Origin of the sequence: Streptomyces sp. CB02261, from assembly GCF_001905665.1 — a bacterium.
GTDB lineage: Bacteria > Actinomycetota > Actinomycetes > Streptomycetales > Streptomycetaceae > Streptomyces.
In genome coordinates this window covers 1,040,328-1,057,926 of sequence record NZ_LIVX01000001.1, presented here as the reverse complement: position 1 = coordinate 1,057,926, position 17,599 = coordinate 1,040,328, and the positions used below count along the sequence as shown (strand labels likewise).

Genomic DNA, 17,599 nt, shown 5'->3' with positions numbered 1-17,599 from the left:
TAAGCAACGGTGTTGCCAAAGTGCAAGCGACCGCGACAATGGGCAGGTGAAGACGGACCTGGGTGGAGTGAACGTACCGGTGCTGCGCCACCACAACGCGGCCCTCGTGCTCGACCTGCTGCGCGCGGCGGGGGAGCCGGGGATCAGCCGTCTCGAGCTGGCCGAGCGGACCGGGCTGACCCCGCAGGCCGTCAGCAAGATCACCGCCAGGCTCCGGGCCGAGGGCCTCGCGGTGGAGGCCGGCCACCGCGCGTCGACCGGCGGCAAGCCCCGGACGGTCCTGCGGCTCGTCGCCTCCGCGGGGTACGCCGTCGGCGTCCACCTCGACCGCGACGAGCTCACCACCGTCCTCACCGACCTCGCGGGCACGGTCGTGACCCGGCGCCGCCGGCCCCTGGACCTGGGGGCGGGGGCGGGGCCGGTCCTGGACGCGGTGACGGGGGAGGTGGAGGCGCTGACGGCGGACGGCCCCGACGTGATCGGCGTCGGGGTCGCCATGCCCGGGCCGCTGGACCACCGCGCGGGGGTGCCGGGCCGGGTGACGGGGTTCCCCGAGTGGGACGGTCATCCCGTACGCGAGGAGCTGTCCCGGCGGCTCGGGCTGCCCGTCGTGCTCGACAAGGACACCAACGCCGCCGCCCTCGGCCTCGCCCTCCGGCCCGGCGCTCCCGGCTCCTTCGCCTACGTCCACCTCGGTACGGGACTGGGCGCCGGCCTGGTCCTCGGCGGGGCGCCGCTGCGCGGGGACAGGACGGGAGCGGGCGAACTCGGCCACCAGACCGTGCAGCTCGACGGGCCCCCGTGCGGTTGCGGCGGGCGCGGCTGCCTGGAGGTCCTGTGCCTGGCGGCGGTCGAGCGGGGCGAACGGGCCGAGGCGGCGCGCATCCTCGGTGCCGGCGCCGCCAATCTCGTACGGCTCCTCGACATCGACCAGGTCCTCCTGGGCGGGCGGGTGGTGCTCGCGGCGCCGGGGGTGTTCGTGGACGGGGTGCGGGAGGTCCTGGCGGGGCTTGGCCTGACGACCCCGGTGAGCGTCGAGACGGAGGCGGGGGCGGAGTCAGAGGAGGAAGCGGAGGGCGGGGATGCGGTGGCCGAGGGGGCCGCCTGGCTCATCCTCGCTCCGATCTTCGGAAAATAGGCTGATCGGGCGGATCCGGCGGGCCGTCCGGGGGCGCGGGCGGTGTCGCTGCCCCGGCCCGCCCGTTCCGGCGTGGCAGGGTCGCGGCCGACCCGTACGCCCGCGAGCAGCAAAGGCCCCGTCCCATGGCATCCGCCCCTCTGCGGCCGCGTAGCGCCCGCGCCCTGACGACGGCGGCCGCGATGGCCGCCACCGCCACGGCCCAGCTGACCCTGTCCCCTCCGGTCCTGGCGGCGGAGGCGTCCCCGCCCCGCCCCCCGGCGGCCGAAGCCCCGGGAGCCCCGGCGGCGGCCCCCGCCGCGCCCCCACCCGCAGAGGCCGCACCGCCGCCGCACCGGGCTCACGCAGCCGTGGCACCCCCGGCCTCGGCCTCCGCCCGGCCGTCGGTCCAGCCGGCGGCCGAAGGACCATCGGCCCCGGCCCCCGCCTCCACCCGCCCTCCGGTCCTGGCCCCGGCGGCCGGCGACCCGTTCGCCCCGCCGCCCGTCTTCGGCGCCGCGCCGCCCCGGCCCTCGCGCCCCGCGGCCCCGACCCCCGCCCTCGCGCCCCGCGCCCCCGCGCCCGATCCCCCCGCCCCCGTCTGCGGGGCGGACTCCGGTGGGGGGTTCCCGCTCGACACCGAGCTGCGCGGCGGCCCCGCCGACTATCCCGCCGGCGGGCCCCCGCAGGAGTGGCGGCTCGACCTCACCAACACCACCGCCGCGCCCTGCTCAGGCGTCCACCCCGTGCTCGTCCTCACCGACCGGGAGCGGGCGCTGCGGCCCGAGCAGATCCGGTTCGAGTTCTACGACGCCGGGGCCGAGCGCTGGCGGCCCGTGGCCTTCGAGGCGACCGAGGAGGCGGAGAACGTGGGCGCGTTCACCGGATTCGGCGGCTTCGCGGTCCCCCCGGGCAAGACCCTCACCGTGCCCGTGCGGCTGGCGTTCGACGCCGGGACCGCCCCCGACGAGGTCGTGGTCAACGCCGCCGTCGTGCAGCGCCGTGGCACCGACGGCGACTGGGTCGGCGAGTCCGGCGACTACCGCCTCACCGTCGGTCCGGCCGCCCCCGACGAGCCCGCCGCCGAACCCACCGCGCCCGGCACCCCCGACCCCTCGCGGCCGCCCGGGACCGCGACGCGCCCGCCGGACCCCACCGCCGCCCCGACGGCCCCGGGCGTCAGTCCGCCGGACCTGGAACTCGCCCAGACCGGACGGGAGGAAGCGGAGGCGTACGCGCGATCCATCGCCCCGCTGGCCGCCGGACTCGTCCTGCTCGGCGCGTTCCTCGTCCGGTTCCGCCGCCACCGCCAACGGCACCGCTGAGGTGGTCGCCGCCCTGGGCCGGTGCGCCGCCACGGCCACCGGCACCGCTGAGGTGGGCCGCCCTGGGCCGGTCCCGCCAACGCCACCGCTGAAGCGATCGCCGCTTCTGGACCGGCCCGCCACCACCCGTGAAGCGACCCCCCTCGGGCAGCTCCGCCGCCCCCGCCGGCGCCCCGTCGCCCGCCCCCGCCCCCCGCACCGCCGAGCCACCCCCCGTACACCCTCTCGTTCATCCCCGTCTGCGACCATCCCCCGGTGAACTACCAGAGCACACCCGGCGCCCCCGTCCGTTCCGGCATCCCGGAGCACGGCCGCGTGCCCAAGTACTACGCCGTCAAGGCGAAACTCTCCCTTCTCGTCGACGAGTTGGGAGAGGGCGGGCTGCTGCCCACCGAGCGGGACCTCGCCGTCCGGTACGAGGTGTCCCGCGAGACCGTCCGGCAGGCCCTGCGCGAGCTGCTCCTGGAGGGGCGGCTGCGCCGGCAGGGCCGGGGCACGGTCGTCGCGGGCCCCAAGCTCGAACAGCCGCTCTCGCTCGCGAGCTACACGGAGGGCGTGCGCCGCCAGGGCCGCCGCCCCGGCCGCAGCCTCATCTCGCTCGACCGTTTCCCCTGCCCGGCGGCGCTCGCCCCCGAGGTCGGCGCCGAACAGGGCGAGCCCGTCTGGCACATGGAGCGGGTGCTGCTCGCCGACGACGAGCGGGTCGGCCTGGAGAGCACGTACGTCTCCGAGGCCCGCGTCCCGCACCTGGACACCGAGTTCGACCCGGACTCGTCCTTCTACGGCTACCTCCACGACCGACTCGGCATCACGTTCGGCGCCGCCGACGAGCGCATCGAGACGGTGCTCGCGACCCCGCGCGAGGCCCTGCTGATCGGCACCCCGCCCGCGCTCCCGATGCTGCTGCTGCACCGTGTCTCCCGGGACACCGGGGGCCGGCCGCTGGAGCGGGTCCGCACCCTCTACCGGGGTGACCGCTTCAGCTTCACCGCCCACCTGGGGGAGCAGAGTTGACGAACGACGGGCCACCCCCGGGCTCCTAAGATTACGTAACGGTAACGGGTCTGGTCCAAGCTTGTCGGTTTGTTTACCGTCCCGTCGCCCACCCGCCCCCTCCGGGTCACCGCCCGCCGCGAACGTCGACGGCATGAAGGTGATCGTCGTAGGAGCCGGCGTGGTGGGAACCATGCACGCCTGGCACGCAGTGGAACGCGGCCATGAGGTCGTACACATCGAGCGGGAGGCCGAGGCGCGAGGAGCCTCCCTCCGGAACTTCGGCCAGATCTGGGTCAGCGGACGGGCGGGCGGGGAAGAGCTCGACACCGCCCTGCGCGCCCGGGAACTCTGGGAGGGCATCGGGGCCCGCGTCCCCGGCCTCGGCTTCCGGGCCAACGGCTCCCTCACCCCCGTGCGGAACGAGCTGGAGCTGGCCGTCGCCGAGGCCGCCCTGGCCCGGCCCGACGCCGCCGCCCGCGGCTACAAGCTGCTGACGGCCGGCGAGGCCCTCGCCGTCAACCCCGCCCTGCGCGGCGCGTTCGAGAACGGCGTGGCGCAGGCCGCGCTCTGGTGCGAGCGGGACGCGGCCGTCGAGCCGCGCCTGGCGCAGCTCGCCCTCCGCGAGGCCCTCCTCGCCACCGGGAAGTACACCTTCCTGCCGAACCGCGAGGTGCGGGACGTCGTCGGCGAGAACGCCGTCCGCGACGACCGGGGCGACGTCCACACCGGCGACGCCGTCGTCCTGTGCACCGGCGCCTGGCTCTCCGGCCTCGTCCGCGAGGTCGCCGGCGAGATACCCGTCCGCCGCGTCCGCCTCCAGATGATGCAGACCGAGCCCCTCGGCGAGCCGCTCACCACCTCCGTCGCCGACGCGGACTCCTTCCGCTACTACCCGGCCTACGCCTCCGAGGCCCTCGACGCGCTCCAGGCCGCGCAGCCGCAGGACCCCACCGCCGCCGCCCACAAGATGCAGCTGCTCATGGTGCAGCGCCTCGACGGCGGACTGACCATCGGCGACACCCACGAGTACGAGCACCCCTTCGCCTTCGACACCCTCGAAGACCCCTACGAGCACCTCACCCGGGTCGTCGAGTCCTTCCTCGGCCGCCCGCTGCCGAAGATCCGTCGCCGCTGGGCCGGGGTGTACGCGCAGTGCGTCGACACCAGCCGGGTCGTGCACCGCCAGCGGGTCCGTGACGGCGTGTGGCTGGTGACCGGGCCCGGCGGCCGGGGCATGACCTGCTCGCCCGCCATCGCCGAGACGACCGCGAACGAACTGGGCTGGTGAACCACATGACCTCCGCGAACTCCCCGCAGAAGCACACGCACGACCTCGTCGTCCTCGACATGGCCGGCACCACCGTCGCCGACGACGGTCTCGTCGAGCAGGCCTTCACCGTCGCCGCCGAGCGCCTCGGCGAAGACCCCGCCGCGATGATCGGCCACGTCCGCGCCACCATGGGCGAGTCCAAGATCTCCGTCTTCCGCCACCTCCTCGGCGGCGACGAGGCCCGGGCCCAGAAGGCCAACCTCCTCTTCGAGGACGCCTACGGCGAACTCGTCTCCGACGGCCGCATCGCCCCCATCCCGGGCGCCGCCGAGACCGTCGCCACGCTCAAGGAGCAGGGCAGGACCGTCGTCCTCACCACCGGCTTCGCCCGGGTCACCCAGGACGCCATCCTCGAAGCCCTCGGCTGGCGCGACCTGGTCGGCCTCACCCTCTGCCCGGCCGACGCCGGCGGCCGGGGCCGCCCGTACCCGGACATGGTCCTCGCGGCCTTCCTGCGCACCGGGGCCGTCGACGACGTCCGCCGGATCGCGGTCGCCGGTGACACCTCGTACGACATGCTCAGCGGTGTCCGCTCCGGCGCCGGGATCGTGGCGGGCGTCCTCACCGGCGCCCACGGCGAGACCGCGCTCAGGGAGCACGGCGCCCACCACGTCCTCGCCTCCATCGCCGAACTCCCCGCGATCCTCCAGGAGTGCGAGGCATGACCAGCGGCATCCGCTTCGACGCCGTGTCCGTCGCGTACGGCGGCACCACCGTCCTCGACCGGCTCGACCTGACCGTCGAGCCCGGAGAGGTCATGGCCCTCCTCGGGCCCTCGGGCTCCGGCAAGACGACCGCGCTGCGGGCCGTCGCCGGATTCGTGCGGCCGGCCTCAGGGCGGGTGCTCATCGGTGACCGCGACGTCACCGGCCTCCCCCCGCACCAGCGGGGGATCGGCATGGTCGTCCAGCAGTACGCCCTCTTCCCGCACCTGCGGGTCGAGGCCAACGTCGCCTTCGGCCTGAAGGCGCAGAAGGCGCCGAAGAGCGAGATACCCGGCCGGGTCGCCGAGGCCCTGGAGATGACCGGCATGGCGGCCTACGCCCACCGGTACCCCCGGGAGCTCTCCGGCGGCCAGCAGCAGCGCGTCGCCATCGCGCGGGCGCTCGCCATCCGGCCCAAGGTGCTCCTCCTCGACGAGCCGCTCTCCGCGCTCGACGCCCAGCTGCGCTCCGGCATGCTGGCCGAACTGGCCCGCCTCCACCGCGAGCTGCCGGACGTGTCGATCCTGTACGTCACCCACGACCAGGTCGAGGCGCTGACCCTGGCGGACCGGATCGCCGTCATGGACAAGGCCCGGCTCCAGGACTGCGGCACCCCGCAGGACCTGTACCGCAGGCCGCGTACGGAGTTCACGGCGTCGTTCGTCGGCAACGCCAACCTGCTGCCGGTGACCGTCGGCACGGGCGGCGTCGCCTTCGAGGGGACCGAGCTGAAGGTCGCCACCGAGGACGTCGTCCCCGGAGCGGCCGCGACCCTCTGCGTCCGGCCGCACCTGGTCGGGCTCGGCGACGGGCCGAACGCGCTGCGGGGCCGTATCAGCGAGGTCCAGTGGCGGGGCTCCACCCACCGGCTGTACGTCGAGGTCGGCGGCCACCGGGTGAAGGCCGACGTCCGCGAGCTGCGGGAGACGCCGCTGCTCGGGACCGAGGTGACGCTGCACTTCGCGCCGGACGACGCCGTACTGCTCGCCGCGGGGGTGACCGATGGCTAGTCGAGCTCCGGGCCTCGTCGAGAAGCACCCCGCACCGGACGTCCTGCCCGCCGGCACCACCCCGGAGGAACGGACGCCCACCACGGACGCGCGGCGCGCGGTCCCCACCTGGGTCTGGGCGCTGCCGCCCGTCGCCGTCCTCGCCGCGGTCTTCCTCTACCCCCTCGCCCTCGTCGTCCAGGAGTCCCTGGCACCCGGCGCGTACGCCGACGTCCTCGCCTCCACGTCCTTCCGCGAGGCCCTCGTCACCACCGTGTGGCTCGCCGTCGGCTCCACGGTCGGCTGTCTCGTCCTCGGCTTCGTGCTCGCGGTCGTGATCGCGTTCGTACCGTTCCCCGGCGGGAAGGCGGTGTCGAAGTTCATCGACGTCTTCCTCTCCTTCCCGTCCTTCCTGATCACGCTCGCCCTGCTCTTCCTCTACGGCACGGTCGGCATGGCCAACGGCGTCTGGACGGACGTCACCGGAGACCCCTCGGGCCCCTTCCAGTTCCTCACCACGCCCTGGGGCGTCCTCCTCGCCGAGATCACGTACTTCACGCCGTTCGTGATGCGGCCCCTGCTCGCCGCGTTCTCGCAGATGGAGACGGCGCAGCTGGAGGTGGCCTCCTCGCTCGGTGCCCGGCCGCTGCGGATCGTGCGGCAGGTGATCCTGCCCGAGGCGCTGCCCGCGCTCGCCGCCGGCGGCAGCCTCGTCCTCGTGATGTGCCTCAACGAGTTCGGGATCGTCCTCTTCACCGGCGCCAAGGGCGTCACGACCCTCCCGATGCTCGTCTACGGCAAGGCGATCCTCGAATCCGACTACGCCGCCGCCTGTGTCGTCGCCGTCGTCAACGTCGCCCTCTCCGTGGGTCTGTACGTCCTCTACCGGGGGGTGAGCCGCCGTGCTGGTGCATAGCCGTACGGGCAGGTGGACGGTGTGGGCCGGGTTCGCGGTCCTGTTCGTGCCGCTCTTCGCCCTGCCGCTCCTCGTCATCGTCGCGGCCTCGTTCTCCACCCACTGGTCCGGCGCCTTCCCGTCCGGGCCGACCACCGCGCACTACACGGCGGCCGTGCGCGGTGAGTCCCTGCAGGCGCTGACGACCAGCCTGGTCACCGCCGTCACCGCGAGCCTCATCGCGCTGACCGTCGGCACCTGGGCGGCGCTCGCCGCGTCGGCCCTGGGGAAGCGGGGCAAGCGGGTCCTGGACGCCCTGTTCATGCTGCCGGTCGCCGTGCCGTCCGTGGTCGTCGGCCTCGCCGTCCTCGTCGCGTTCTCGCAGCCGCCGGTGCTCCTCAACGGCACCCGCTGGATCGTGATCCTCGCGCACACCGTCCTCGTCACGGCCTTCGCCCACCAGTCGGTCTCGGCCGCCATCGTGCGGCTCGACCCGATGTACGAGCAGGCGGCGGCCAGCCTCGGCGCCCGCCCCTCGTACGTCCTGCTCCGGGTGAAGCTGCCGCTCCTGCTGCCGTCCCTGAACGCGGCCGCCGGACTCTGCTTCGCCCTCTCCATGGGCGAGCTGAGCGCCACGATGATGCTCTATCCGCCGGACTGGCTTCCGCTGCCGGTCCTCATCTTCACCGCCACCGACCGCGGATCCCTCTTCACCGGCTCGGCGCTCGCCGTGATCCTCATGGCCGCGACCCTGCTGGCCCTGCTCGCCGTCTCCCGGATCCGCACCCGCGCCTCCTTCCGCTAGCCCTTCCCGTCACAGCCCTCACGCGTCACCCGTCCTAGGAGAGAACGACGTTATGCGCACGTACGCCCAGCCGATCGCCGCCGTCACCGGCGCGCTCGCCCTCGCCGCCACCCTCACCGCCTGCGGCGGTTCCGCCGCCTCGGCCGACGAGAAGATCGTCACCGTCTACAGCGCCGACGGCCTCAAGGGCGAAGCCGGAGACGGCTGGTACGACAAGGTCTTCGCCGACTTCGAGAAGAAGACCGGCATCAAGGTCAAGTACGTCGAGGGCGGCTCCGGGGAGATGGTGCAGCGCGCCCTCCGCGAGAAGAGCAACACCCAGGCCGACGTGATCGTGACCCTGCCGCCCTTCATCCAGCAGGCGGACTCCAAGGGCCTGCTCCAGGCGTACGAGCCCCAGGGCGCCGACCAGGTCGACGGCGGCGACAAGTCCGGCGACGGCAAGTGGACCTCCGTCGTCAACAACTACTTCGGCTTCATCCACAACAAGAAGGAGCTTCCCCAGGCCCCGAAGAGCTGGGAGGAGCTGCTCGACGGGAAGTTCAAGAACAAGCTCCAGTACTCCACCCCGGGCGTCGCGGGCGACGGCACCGCCGTCCTCATCAAGGCGATGCACGACTTCGGCGGCAAGGAGCCGGCGATGGAGTACCTGAAGAAGCTCCAGGCCAACAACGTCGGCCCGTCGTCCTCCACCTCCAAGCTCGCCCCCAAGGTCGACAAGGGCGAACTCCTCGTCGCCAACGGCGACGTGCAGATGAACTTCGCCCAGTCCAAGTCCATGCCGAACCTCGGCATCTGGTTCCCGGCCAAGGGCGCCGGCAAGCCGACCACCTTCGCCCTGCCGTACGCGGCCGGTCTGGTGAACAAGGCGCCGCACACCGAGAACGGCAAGAAGCTCCTCGACTTCATGCTGAGCGTGGAGGCGCAGCGCGAGGTCAGCGCGATCGGCGGCGGCTTCCCGGCCCGCAAGGACGTCAAGACGACCGACGCCAACGCCATCGCGCTCGCCAAGCTGATCGAGGGCGTCGAGGTCTTCGAGCCGGACTGGGCCGACATCGACAAGAACCTCACGACGTACGTGGACGCCTGGAAGGCCGCCACCGGCAGCTGACCGCAGCCGACAGGTAGCCGCGCGTCGGCCAAGAGTTCACCGCACGGCCCTGGAATGCCTCCGCGTATCGCGGAAGGATAACGGGTACGGACCAACGCCCCTGAGAGATCAGGGGCGTTGGCATGCCCCGCCCCCCTTCCACGGAGGACTCCGACATGCCGATCACCGGTATCTCCCGCCGCACCGTGCTCGCCGCCGCCGGCGCCGGCGCGGCCGTCGCCGCCACCGGACTCGCCACCGCCCCCGCCGCCCACGCGGCTCGCCGACGCTCCCCGGCGGCACCAGCAAGGACAAGGTGCTCGTCGTCGGCATGGACGGCCTCCGGTACGACCGGATCGACGCGGCCCAGGCCCCGCACCTCAAGTCCCTGATGGCGAACGGAACCTTCGGCCGCTCCCTGCTCTACGCCAACCCGATGGCCGCGACCTCCAGCGGCCCCGGCTGGTCCACGATCTCCACCGGCGTCTGGCCCGACAAGCACGGCGTCAAGGACAACAGCTTCACCGGCAAGAACTACGGCCGGTACCCCGGCTTCCTCGCCCGGCTGCACCAGATCCGGCCCGAGCTGTCCCTCTTCGCCGCCGTCGACTGGCCCGAGCTCGACACCCACGGCACCGTCACCTCCGGCGCCGACGCCAAGATCGTCTACAACAACGACTACGCCGTCAACGACCTCGTGATCACGAACATCACCGAGGACATCCTGCGCAACCAGAACCCCGACGTCCTCTTCGTCTACTTCGGCGAGACCGACGCGGTCGGCCACAGCTACGGCGCCGCGAGCCAGCGCTACCTCGACGCCATCGACGTCCAGGACGGCTACCTCGGACGCCTGCTCACCGCGATCAAGGCCCGCCCCGCCTACGCCACCGAGCGCTGGACGGTCATCGTCACCACCGACCACGGCCACACCGACGGCGGCGGCCACGGCGGCTCCGCCATCGAGGAGCGGCGCACCTTCGTCCTCGCCCAGGGCCCCGGCATCGCCGCCGGCCTGCGCCCCATCGACACCCGGCTCGTGGACGTCGCCGCCACCGTCTTCCACCAGCTCGGCATCACCCCCGACCCGGCCTGGGGCCTCGACGGAAAGCCGATCCAGCAGCGCTCCACCGACCCCTTCGACAGCCTCTACGGGTCGCTGACCGGCCGCGTCGACGAGACCGGCATCCCCGTCGGCGTCCTGGGCTTCACCCACACGGCGCCCAGCGGCTGGTCCGTCATCAACAACGCCATGGGCACCGGCGGCATGACCGAGTGGCGCGGCTGGTCCTTCGCCACCGACGAGTTCTGGTCCCGGTCGCAGCGCGACCAGTCCCGCGAACTCAACGTGCGGGCCCGGGGCGTCTTCGCCGTCGCCGACTCCGACGAGTGGGCCGACAAGACCTTCTCCGGCACGTACGACTCGACGCTGGTCACCCCCGCGTACGGCGTGTCCGGCGCGAGCCGGGTCACCCTGGACTTCACGACCTTCTACCGCCAGGAGGGAGCCCAGGTCGCCCAGGTCCTGGCGAGCTTCAACGGCGGCACGCCGACCCTGGTCAAGAGCTACACGGCCGACGTGATCTCCCAGCCGCAGTCCCTGTCGGTCGCCGTCCCCGCCGGCGCCTCCAGCGTGAGCTTCCGTTTCCGCTACACCGGTGCCAACAACTGGTACTGGACCGTCGACGGGGTCAAGGTCACCGCATCCTGAACGACAGGGTCAGGATCCGGACATCCTGACTAGGCTTGGGGGCGTCGCCACAGCGCTGTCGCGGCGCCCCCAGCACACCGCACGTTTGTACGGCAGGAGTCCCGCACCCATGGCAGAGCGCAAGCCGATCGAATCCTGGCTGACCGACATGGACGGCGTCCTCATCCACGAGGGCGTCCCGATCCCCGGTGCCGACGCGTTCATCAAGAAGCTGCGGGAGACCGGGAAGCCGTTCCTGGTCCTCACGAACAACTCGATCTACACGGCCCGCGACCTGCACGCCCGCCTCGCCCGGATGGGCCTCGAAGTCCCCGTCGAGAACATCTGGACCTCGGCCCTCGCCACCGCCAAGTTCCTCGACGACCAGCGCCCCGGCGGCACCGCGTACGTCATCGGCGAGGCCGGCCTCACCACGGCGCTGCACGACATCGGCTACGTCCTCACCGACCACGACCCGGACTACGTGGTCCTCGGCGAGACCCGCACGTACTCCTTCGAGGCGATGACCAAGGCCGTGCGCCTCATCAACGCCGGGGCCCGCTTCATCTGCACCAACCCGGACGAGACCGGCCCCTCCCTCGAAGGCCCGCTGCCGGCCACCGGTTCCGTCGCCGCGCTCATCACGAAGGCCACCGGCAAGGAGCCGTACTTCGCGGGCAAGCCGAACCCGCTGATGATGCGCACCGGCCTCAACGCGATCGGCGCCCACTCCGAGTCCAGCGCCATGATCGGGGACCGGATGGACACCGACATCCTGGCGGGTCTGGAGGCGGGCATGCAGACCTTCCTGGTGCTGACCGGCCTGACGACACAGGCGGAGATCGACCGCTTCCCGTTCCGCCCGTCGAAGATCGTCCCGTCGATCGCGGACATCGTCGACCGCGTGTAGGACCCCGCGGGCCGTCCTCTGCGGATGCGGACCGAGCCGATCCGGGTGACCCTTCCAGTACCAGGAGGTCACGATGCGTTCAGGTTCCACTGCTCTCCGTGCCGCAGGGGCGGCTCTGGTGCTCGTACTGGCACCCTCGGCCGGCGGCGCGTACGCCCACGACGGGGTGAAGGTCACCGTCACCCCGTCCACCGCCTCGCCCGGCGCCGACATCGACGTCCGCGTCCAGGGCTGCAAGGGCACGACCGGTGCCGCGAAGTCCCAGGCGTTCGTCGCCGACGCGGAACTCACCGGCCGTGACGGCGGCGGCGCCCCGCTCTTCGGCGACACCACCATCAGGTCCGGTCTGGAGAACGGCACGTACAAGGTCAGCGTGACCTGCGACGGCCACGACCACCCGGACGTCGGCACCGTCAAGGTCACGCACCAGAAGCCGACCCACAAGCCCACCCACCGGCCCACCCACGAGCCCACTCACCGGCCCACCCACAGGCCGACCCACGAGCCGACGTACCGGCCCACCCACGAGCCGACGTACCGGCCGACCCACCACGCGAGCCCGGTCGCCCCGGTCCGCGCGGGCGGCGGCGGCGCCGTCGCGTTCGCCGCGCCGGCCGCCCCCGGTGTCGCCCAGACCACCAGCGAGAGCGGTCTCGGCACCCCGTACACCCTGCTCGGCCTCGGCATGGCCGCCGTCGCCGCCGTGGCGGTCGCCTTCCGCAGCTCCCGCCGCCGCACGACCGGCTCCGGTACGGACACGGGCGCGGAGTGACCGTGTCGTCCGGATCCCGCCCGGCGGGCACCGGGCGACTCGTCACCGGCGTGGCCTGGGCCATGCTGCTGCTCGGCCTCTGGCTCTGGGGGCGTGAGGCCACCGAGGCACCCGGGGCCGGCTCGGGGCCGACCACCGGCGACATCGCCGCCGTCGGCCGCCCGCTCGGCACGAGACTTCCGCCGGCCCACGACCCGCTCGCACCCGTCGCGCCACGCCGGGTCGAGGTCCCCTCCCTCGGCATCGACGCGCCGGTCGTCGCGCGCGGCCTGGACGCCGACGGCGCGATCGACCCCCCGCCCTACGAGCTGCCGCACACGGTCGGCTGGTTCGGCGCGGGCACCCGGCCGGGCGCGGCCGGCCCGGCCCTCCTCGTCGGCCACGTCGACACCGACACCCGCCCGGCCGTCTTCTACGGCCTGAGCGCGGCCCGCCCCGGCGCCGAGGTCCGCGTCACCCGAACGGACGGATCCGTCGCCCGTTTCACCGTCGACGACGTACAGGTCCACCCCCGGGACCACTTCGACGCCCGCGAGGTCTACGGCGCCCGCGTCCCCCACCGCGCCGAACTCCGCCTGATCACCTGCGGCGGAACCTTCGACCGCGCGACGGGCACGTACTCGGCGAACGTGGTCGTGTCGGCGTACCTGACGGGCACGGACCCGGGCCCGAGGGGCGCCTGAGGGGTACCTGGCGGGGCACAGACCCGGGCCCGAGGGGGTGTGGGGCGCCGGTGCCCCCGGGTCCCTGCGGCGTCCATGGACCTGGCCGCGGTCGGCGGGGCGCGTCCCGGGCCGCCGCCGACCGGGCCGGTCCTCGACCGCGGGGCTCACGGACGCGGGAGGGGTCCGGTGCCGCCACGGGAGGTCGGGGGTCGGCCGACACTGTAGGGGCCGCGCCTCGCCAGGCCCAGAGGGTCGCCGTGTCACGATGGTCACCCATCGCTCCGCACGTGCCCGAGGGGCCCGCATGTCCACGCGTACACCCGCGTGCCGAGCCGGGTTCGCCCTCCCGGCCGTCGCGTTCCTTCTCCTCCTCACCGGCTGCACGGGCCCCGCCGCGCGGGACGCTTCCGGCGGCCGCGACCCGAGCGCCGCCGCCCAGCGGCAGGGCGCCGCCCCCTCGGCCGCCGCCGCCCCGGCCGCGCCGCGCCCCGCCGCCCTCGGCCCGGAGGCCGTCCCCTACTGGGTGAACCCCGACGGCAAGGCCGCCCTCGCGGTGGCCGGGCACCTCGCCGCGGGCCGGACCGCCGAGGCCGCGCTGCTGCGGAGGATCTCCACCCGGCCGCAGGCCGAGTGGATCGGTCCCGACCGCTCCGAGGACGCGATCCGGACGCTCACCGGGGCCGCCACCCGCGCCGGCCGCGAGGCGCTGCTCGTGCTGTACGCCATCCCTGACCGCGACTGCGGCCAGCACTCGGCTGGCGGCGCCACGGACGCCGCCGCCTACCGCGACTGGGTGGACGGCGTGGCCCGTGGCATCGGCCCCCGCCGCGCCACCGTCGTCCTGGAGCCGGACGCCGTGATGCACGTCGTCGACGGCTGTACGGACAGCGGGGGAAGGCTCCGCGGCGAGCGGTTCGAGCTGCTCCGCGATGCCGTCCGGCGCCTGAAGCTCCAGCCCGCCACCACCGTCTACCTGGACGCGGGCAACGCGGGCTGGGGCGCACCGGCGGACCTGCGGCTCCCGCTCCAGGAGGCGGGCATCGCGGAGGCCGACGGCTTCGCGGTCAACGTCTCGAACTTCCGGACGACCGAGGAGAGCACCGCGTACGGCAGACAGCTCTCGGCTCTGGTGGGCGGCAAGCCCTTCGTGATCGACACCAGCCGGAACGGAAACGGGCCCGACACCCAGGGCGACCCGGCGGAGAGCTGGTGCAACCCGCCGGGCCGCGCGCTCGGCGCGCCGCCGACCCGGAGCACCGGGGACCCGCTGGTGGCGGCGCACCTGTGGATCAAGCGGCCGGGCGAGTCGGACGGCCCGTGCCGGGGCGGCCCGAAGGCGGGGGAGTGGTTCGACGCGTACGCCCAGGAACTCGCCCAGAACGCACGATAGTTCGAGCGGAACGGCCGGATAACGACCAAGCCCCCCTCACCATCGGTGAGGGGGGCTTGACTCTGCGTGCGCCGCCAGGGACTCGAACCCCGGACCCGCTGATTAAGAGTCAGCTGCTCTAACCAACTGAGCTAGCGGCGCCTGCTGACAGAGAGAACTCTACCTGACGTGCGGGCGTGCTCCTGACCAATTTCGATCGCCACCGGCCTGTCGGATGGTCGTATAGGACCTTCGATCCGTCAAAATGCGATATGTCCAGACAGTTGAGACACTGACGCCCCAAACCAGGGTGAAAAGATCTTGACGAGTGTGGAGGGGAATCGCATGAGCGTGCCGGTCTTCGAGGAGTTCGAACCCGCGGCCGACTGCGGCTGCCCGGGGTGCGCCCGGCAGCGGCGTGACCTCGCGCTTCGCCTGCCCGTCCGGGCGGGCGGACATCCCGCGGCCCACGGAGCACGGCGCGCCCTGGTCCTGGCCACGGCGGCGGGCGTGGTCCTCGGCGGCGGCGGGACCACCGCGGCGACGGCCCTCCCGCCACCTCCGGGCCCGTTCACCCCGGCGGACCCGGCGGACGAGTCCGAGTGGGCCGCGACCCACCCCGGGCCCGACACGCCGCAGGGCGGACGGGAGCCCCTGCACGGCGCGCCGGGCCCCGGCTCCCATCCCTCCCCGGACGCGACGCCGACGACCGGTCAGATCGTGACCGGCACCCTGCGGAAGACGACCCGGACCGAGATCATCAACCGCGCCAAGCTGTGGGTCACCGCCCAGGTCCCGTACTCCATGGAGAAGTACTGGTCGGACGGCTACCGGCAGGACTGCTCCGGCTACATCTCCATGGCCTGGAACCTACGCACCAACGAGTGGACCGGCAGCCTCGACCGCTTCGCCGACCGGATCGACCGCACCGAGCTGAAGCCCGGCGACATCCTGCTCTTCCACAACCCGGCCGACCCGACGCGCGGCTCGCACGTCACGATCTTCGGCGGCTGGACCGACTACACCCACACCGCCTACACGGCGTACGAGCAGACCAAGCCGCGCACGCGGAAACGGGCCACGCCGATGGCGTACTGGGAGAACGCCGACCGGTACGTGGCCTACCGCTACAAGGGCGTGGTCACCGGCTCCGCCACGGTCGGGACCGGCGGGGGAGCGACGCCCACGCCGGCGCCGTACCCCGGCGCGGCGATGTTCGGCACCGGCGCCGACAACGCGTACGTCACCCAGCTCGGACGGCTCCTCGTGGACCGCGGCGGCAAGCGGTACTACAGCAAGGGCCCCGGTCCGAAGTGGGGCGAGGCGGACCGGCGCGCGACCCGGGCGTTCCAGCAGGCGCAGGGCTGGAAGGGCAGCGGGGCGGACGGCCTGCCGGGGCCGGCGACGTGGAAGCTGCTCGTGACCGGCGGGGGCAGGAGCATCGGCGGTTCGAGTGGTTCGGGTGGCTCAGGCGCACATGCGACGGACTTTCCCGGGCGTGGCTCCTTCCGTCCGGGCCAATCCAACGCATATGTGGAGAAGCTGGGCAAACAACTGGTGAAGCGGGGCTTCGGCAAGCACTACCTGTCGGGACCCGGTCCGCGCTGGACGGAGGCGGACCGCCGCAACGTCGAGGCGTTCCAGCGGGCACAGGGCTGGCGCGGCGCAGCGGCCGACGGCTACCCGGGCCCGGAGACCTGGCGGCGCTTGTTCCGATGACCCCGAGAGCATGAGGTGGACCCCGAATGACGGCATCGACCCCGAACCCCGCGGACTCCGGCGCGGCGGCCTCCCGAGACGCGGCCCGCACGGCGAGACGCCTGACGGACGGCAAACTCCCCCGTACGACCCCATCCCACGCCTCACCCCCGGGCACCCCGCCGCCCCACCAGAACGAACCGGCGGCTGCGACGGTGCCCCCGGGCGGGGCCGGTGCGGTGGCTCCTGCCGTGGGGGCGGAGGCGGGGGGCGCGGTGGCCGTGGCGGTGAGCGCGCCGGCGACCCCGGCCGCGGGTCCCGCCGGGGGCGGGCTGACGTCGCCGGTCGGTGTCGGTGCTGTCGAGGACGTGGCGGGCGTCGGCGTGTCGGCTCCCGCTCCGGGCGGCACGGGCGGAACCGGGGTGTCCACGCCGGGCGAGAACCCCGGGACCTCGCCGAACGCGGAGTCCACGCCCGCATGGCCGGGGGAGCCCGTGCCACCGGTGACGGGCCCGAGCGCTGAGGGAGGCCCCACCGTCTCCGCCGCTCCGGGGGAGTCCGTGCTGCCGGTGACGGCTGCGAGCGGTGCCGGAGTGGCGCCCACCGTCTCCGCCGGGCCGGGGGAGTCGGTGCTGCCGGTGACGGGCCCGGCCGCTGGCGGGGGCGCGCCCGCCGTCGCACCCAGGTTGGGAACGTTCGTGCCGCTGGTGACGGGCCCGGGCGTCGAGGGAGGCGCGGCCGTCTCCGCCGCTCCGGGGGAGTCCGTGCTGCCGGTGACGGCTGCGAGCGGTGCCGGAGTGGCGCCCACCGTCTCCGCCGGGCCGGGAGAGTCGGTGTCGCCGGTGACGGGCCCGGGCGCTGGCAGGAGCGTGCCCGCCGTCGCCCCCAGGTTGGGGAAGTCCGTGCCGCCGGTGACGAGTCCGAGCGGTGACGGAGGCGCGGCCGTCCTCCCCCCCTCCGGCGGTACGCCGTCGGCCCACTCGGCAAGGTCTGAGGGGGTGGTGTCGTCCGGCCCGGCAGGTCGTTCCGGTACACCGCCGACCCACCAGGCCGGGGCCACATCCCCTTCCCCTTCCGCGTCCGCCGGCACCGCCACGCGGACTCACGCGGCTGACTCCGCCCCCGGCGCGTCGTCGGCCCGTCCCGCCGGGGCGACCGGCGTGTCGGCCGCCGACCCGGAGGGCACTTCGGACAACTCAGCGGCCCGCCCGGCCCCCGGCGCGTCGTCGGCTCGCCTGGCCGCC

14 protein-coding genes, 1 tRNA gene and 1 pseudogene are annotated in these 17,599 nt (G+C 73.8%); 15 read left to right on the top strand and 1 reads right to left on the bottom strand.

The features are described 5' to 3' along the window. The first annotated feature begins 46 nt into the window (after nucleotides 1-46). The 14 genes and pseudogenes from AMK29_RS04750 (at nucleotide 47) to AMK29_RS04685 (ending at nucleotide 14,678) form a co-directional block, all read left to right on the top strand. Nucleotides 47-1,138, top strand: coding sequence for an ROK family transcriptional regulator (locus AMK29_RS04750; RefSeq protein ID WP_241845101.1), 1,092 nt, complete (start codon nucleotides 47-49; stop codon nucleotides 1,136-1,138). A 725-nt stretch (nucleotides 1,139-1,863) separates the two neighbouring features. Next, a complete protein-coding gene (locus AMK29_RS04745; protein ID WP_241845100.1) occupies nucleotides 1,864-2,442 on the top strand; it encodes a hypothetical protein in 579 nt (192 codons plus the stop codon). A 255-nt stretch (nucleotides 2,443-2,697) separates the two neighbouring features. After that, the gene (locus AMK29_RS04740; RefSeq protein WP_241845098.1) at nucleotides 2,698-3,456 is read left to right on the top strand and encodes a GntR family transcriptional regulator; all 759 of its coding nucleotides are present in this window, start codon (nucleotides 2,698-2,700) and stop codon (nucleotides 3,454-3,456) included. Nucleotides 3,457-3,589: 133 nt separating this feature from the next. After that, complete coding sequence (locus tag AMK29_RS04735) at nucleotides 3,590-4,726, top strand: TIGR03364 family FAD-dependent oxidoreductase (RefSeq protein WP_073807795.1); 1,137 nt, start codon at nucleotides 3,590-3,592, stop codon at nucleotides 4,724-4,726. A gap of 5 nt (nucleotides 4,727-4,731) precedes the next feature. Further along, nucleotides 4,732-5,433, top strand: a complete 702-nt coding sequence (locus AMK29_RS04730; protein ID WP_073808303.1) for a phosphonatase-like hydrolase — start codon at nucleotides 4,732-4,734, stop codon at nucleotides 5,431-5,433. After that, nucleotides 5,430-6,482 (top strand): ABC transporter ATP-binding protein, encoded by a 1,053-nt coding sequence (locus tag AMK29_RS04725; protein ID WP_073807793.1) that lies wholly within the window; start codon nucleotides 5,430-5,432, stop codon nucleotides 6,480-6,482. Before AMK29_RS04730 ends, AMK29_RS04725 begins: the two co-directional genes overlap by 4 nt. Continuing rightward, nucleotides 6,475-7,377 (top strand): 2-aminoethylphosphonate ABC transporter permease subunit, encoded by a 903-nt coding sequence (locus tag AMK29_RS04720; RefSeq protein WP_241845096.1) that lies wholly within the window; start codon nucleotides 6,475-6,477, stop codon nucleotides 7,375-7,377. Before AMK29_RS04725 ends, AMK29_RS04720 begins: the two co-directional genes overlap by 8 nt. Continuing rightward, a complete protein-coding gene (locus AMK29_RS04715; protein WP_073807791.1) occupies nucleotides 7,364-8,161 on the top strand; it encodes an ABC transporter permease in 798 nt (265 codons plus the stop codon). The genes AMK29_RS04720 and AMK29_RS04715 overlap by 14 nt, the downstream gene beginning before the upstream one ends. A gap of 52 nt (nucleotides 8,162-8,213) precedes the next feature. Beyond that, nucleotides 8,214-9,272: a 2-aminoethylphosphonate ABC transporter substrate-binding protein gene (locus AMK29_RS04710; RefSeq protein ID WP_073807789.1), complete on the top strand. Its 1,059-nt coding sequence runs from the start codon at nucleotides 8,214-8,216 to the stop codon at nucleotides 9,270-9,272. 155 nt (nucleotides 9,273-9,427) lie between these two features. Then, nucleotides 9,428-10,962 (top strand): annotated as a pseudogene (locus AMK29_RS04705) (alkaline phosphatase family protein). Nucleotides 10,963-11,071: 109 nt separating this feature from the next. Continuing rightward, nucleotides 11,072-11,851, top strand: coding sequence for an HAD-IIA family hydrolase (locus tag AMK29_RS04700; protein WP_073807786.1), 780 nt, complete (start codon nucleotides 11,072-11,074; stop codon nucleotides 11,849-11,851). A 73-nt stretch (nucleotides 11,852-11,924) separates the two neighbouring features. Further along, complete coding sequence (locus AMK29_RS04695) at nucleotides 11,925-12,623, top strand: PT domain-containing protein (RefSeq protein ID WP_073807784.1); 699 nt, start codon at nucleotides 11,925-11,927, stop codon at nucleotides 12,621-12,623. A gap of 2 nt (nucleotides 12,624-12,625) precedes the next feature. Next, entirely contained in the window at nucleotides 12,626-13,306 is a 681-nt protein-coding gene (locus tag AMK29_RS04690) for a class F sortase (protein ID WP_073807782.1), read from the top strand. A gap of 286 nt (nucleotides 13,307-13,592) precedes the next feature. Then, complete coding sequence (locus AMK29_RS04685) at nucleotides 13,593-14,678, top strand: glycoside hydrolase family 6 protein (RefSeq protein WP_079196743.1); 1,086 nt, start codon at nucleotides 13,593-13,595, stop codon at nucleotides 14,676-14,678. A 67-nt stretch (nucleotides 14,679-14,745) separates the two neighbouring features. Here the strand turns inward: AMK29_RS04685 and AMK29_RS04680 are convergent. Further along, nucleotides 14,746-14,819, bottom strand: a tRNA-Lys gene (locus AMK29_RS04680). A gap of 183 nt (nucleotides 14,820-15,002) precedes the next feature. Between AMK29_RS04680 and AMK29_RS04675 the strand changes: the two genes are divergently transcribed. Beyond that, entirely contained in the window at nucleotides 15,003-16,376 is a 1,374-nt protein-coding gene (locus AMK29_RS04675; RefSeq protein WP_073807780.1) for a peptidoglycan-binding protein, read from the top strand. Nucleotides 16,377-17,599 lie beyond the last annotated feature (1,223 nt).

Coding starts and splice junctions, on each gene's coding strand:
- AMK29_RS04735 (WP_073807795.1), top strand. CDS start 3,590: ATGAAGGTGATCGTCGTAGGAGCCGGCGTGGTGGGAACCATGCACGCC.
- AMK29_RS04730 (WP_073808303.1), top strand. CDS start 4,732: ATGACCTCCGCGAACTCCCCGCAGAAGCACACGCACGACCTCGTCGTC.
- AMK29_RS04725 (WP_073807793.1), top strand. CDS start 5,430: ATGACCAGCGGCATCCGCTTCGACGCCGTGTCCGTCGCGTACGGCGGC.
- AMK29_RS04720 (WP_241845096.1), top strand. CDS start 6,475: ATGGCTAGTCGAGCTCCGGGCCTCGTCGAGAAGCACCCCGCACCGGAC.
- AMK29_RS04710 (WP_073807789.1), top strand. CDS start 8,214: ATGCGCACGTACGCCCAGCCGATCGCCGCCGTCACCGGCGCGCTCGCC.
- AMK29_RS04700 (WP_073807786.1), top strand. CDS start 11,072: ATGGCAGAGCGCAAGCCGATCGAATCCTGGCTGACCGACATGGACGGC.
- AMK29_RS04695 (WP_073807784.1), top strand. CDS start 11,925: ATGCGTTCAGGTTCCACTGCTCTCCGTGCCGCAGGGGCGGCTCTGGTG.
- AMK29_RS04685 (WP_079196743.1), top strand. CDS start 13,593: ATGTCCACGCGTACACCCGCGTGCCGAGCCGGGTTCGCCCTCCCGGCC.
- AMK29_RS04675 (WP_073807780.1), top strand. CDS start 15,003: ATGAGCGTGCCGGTCTTCGAGGAGTTCGAACCCGCGGCCGACTGCGGC.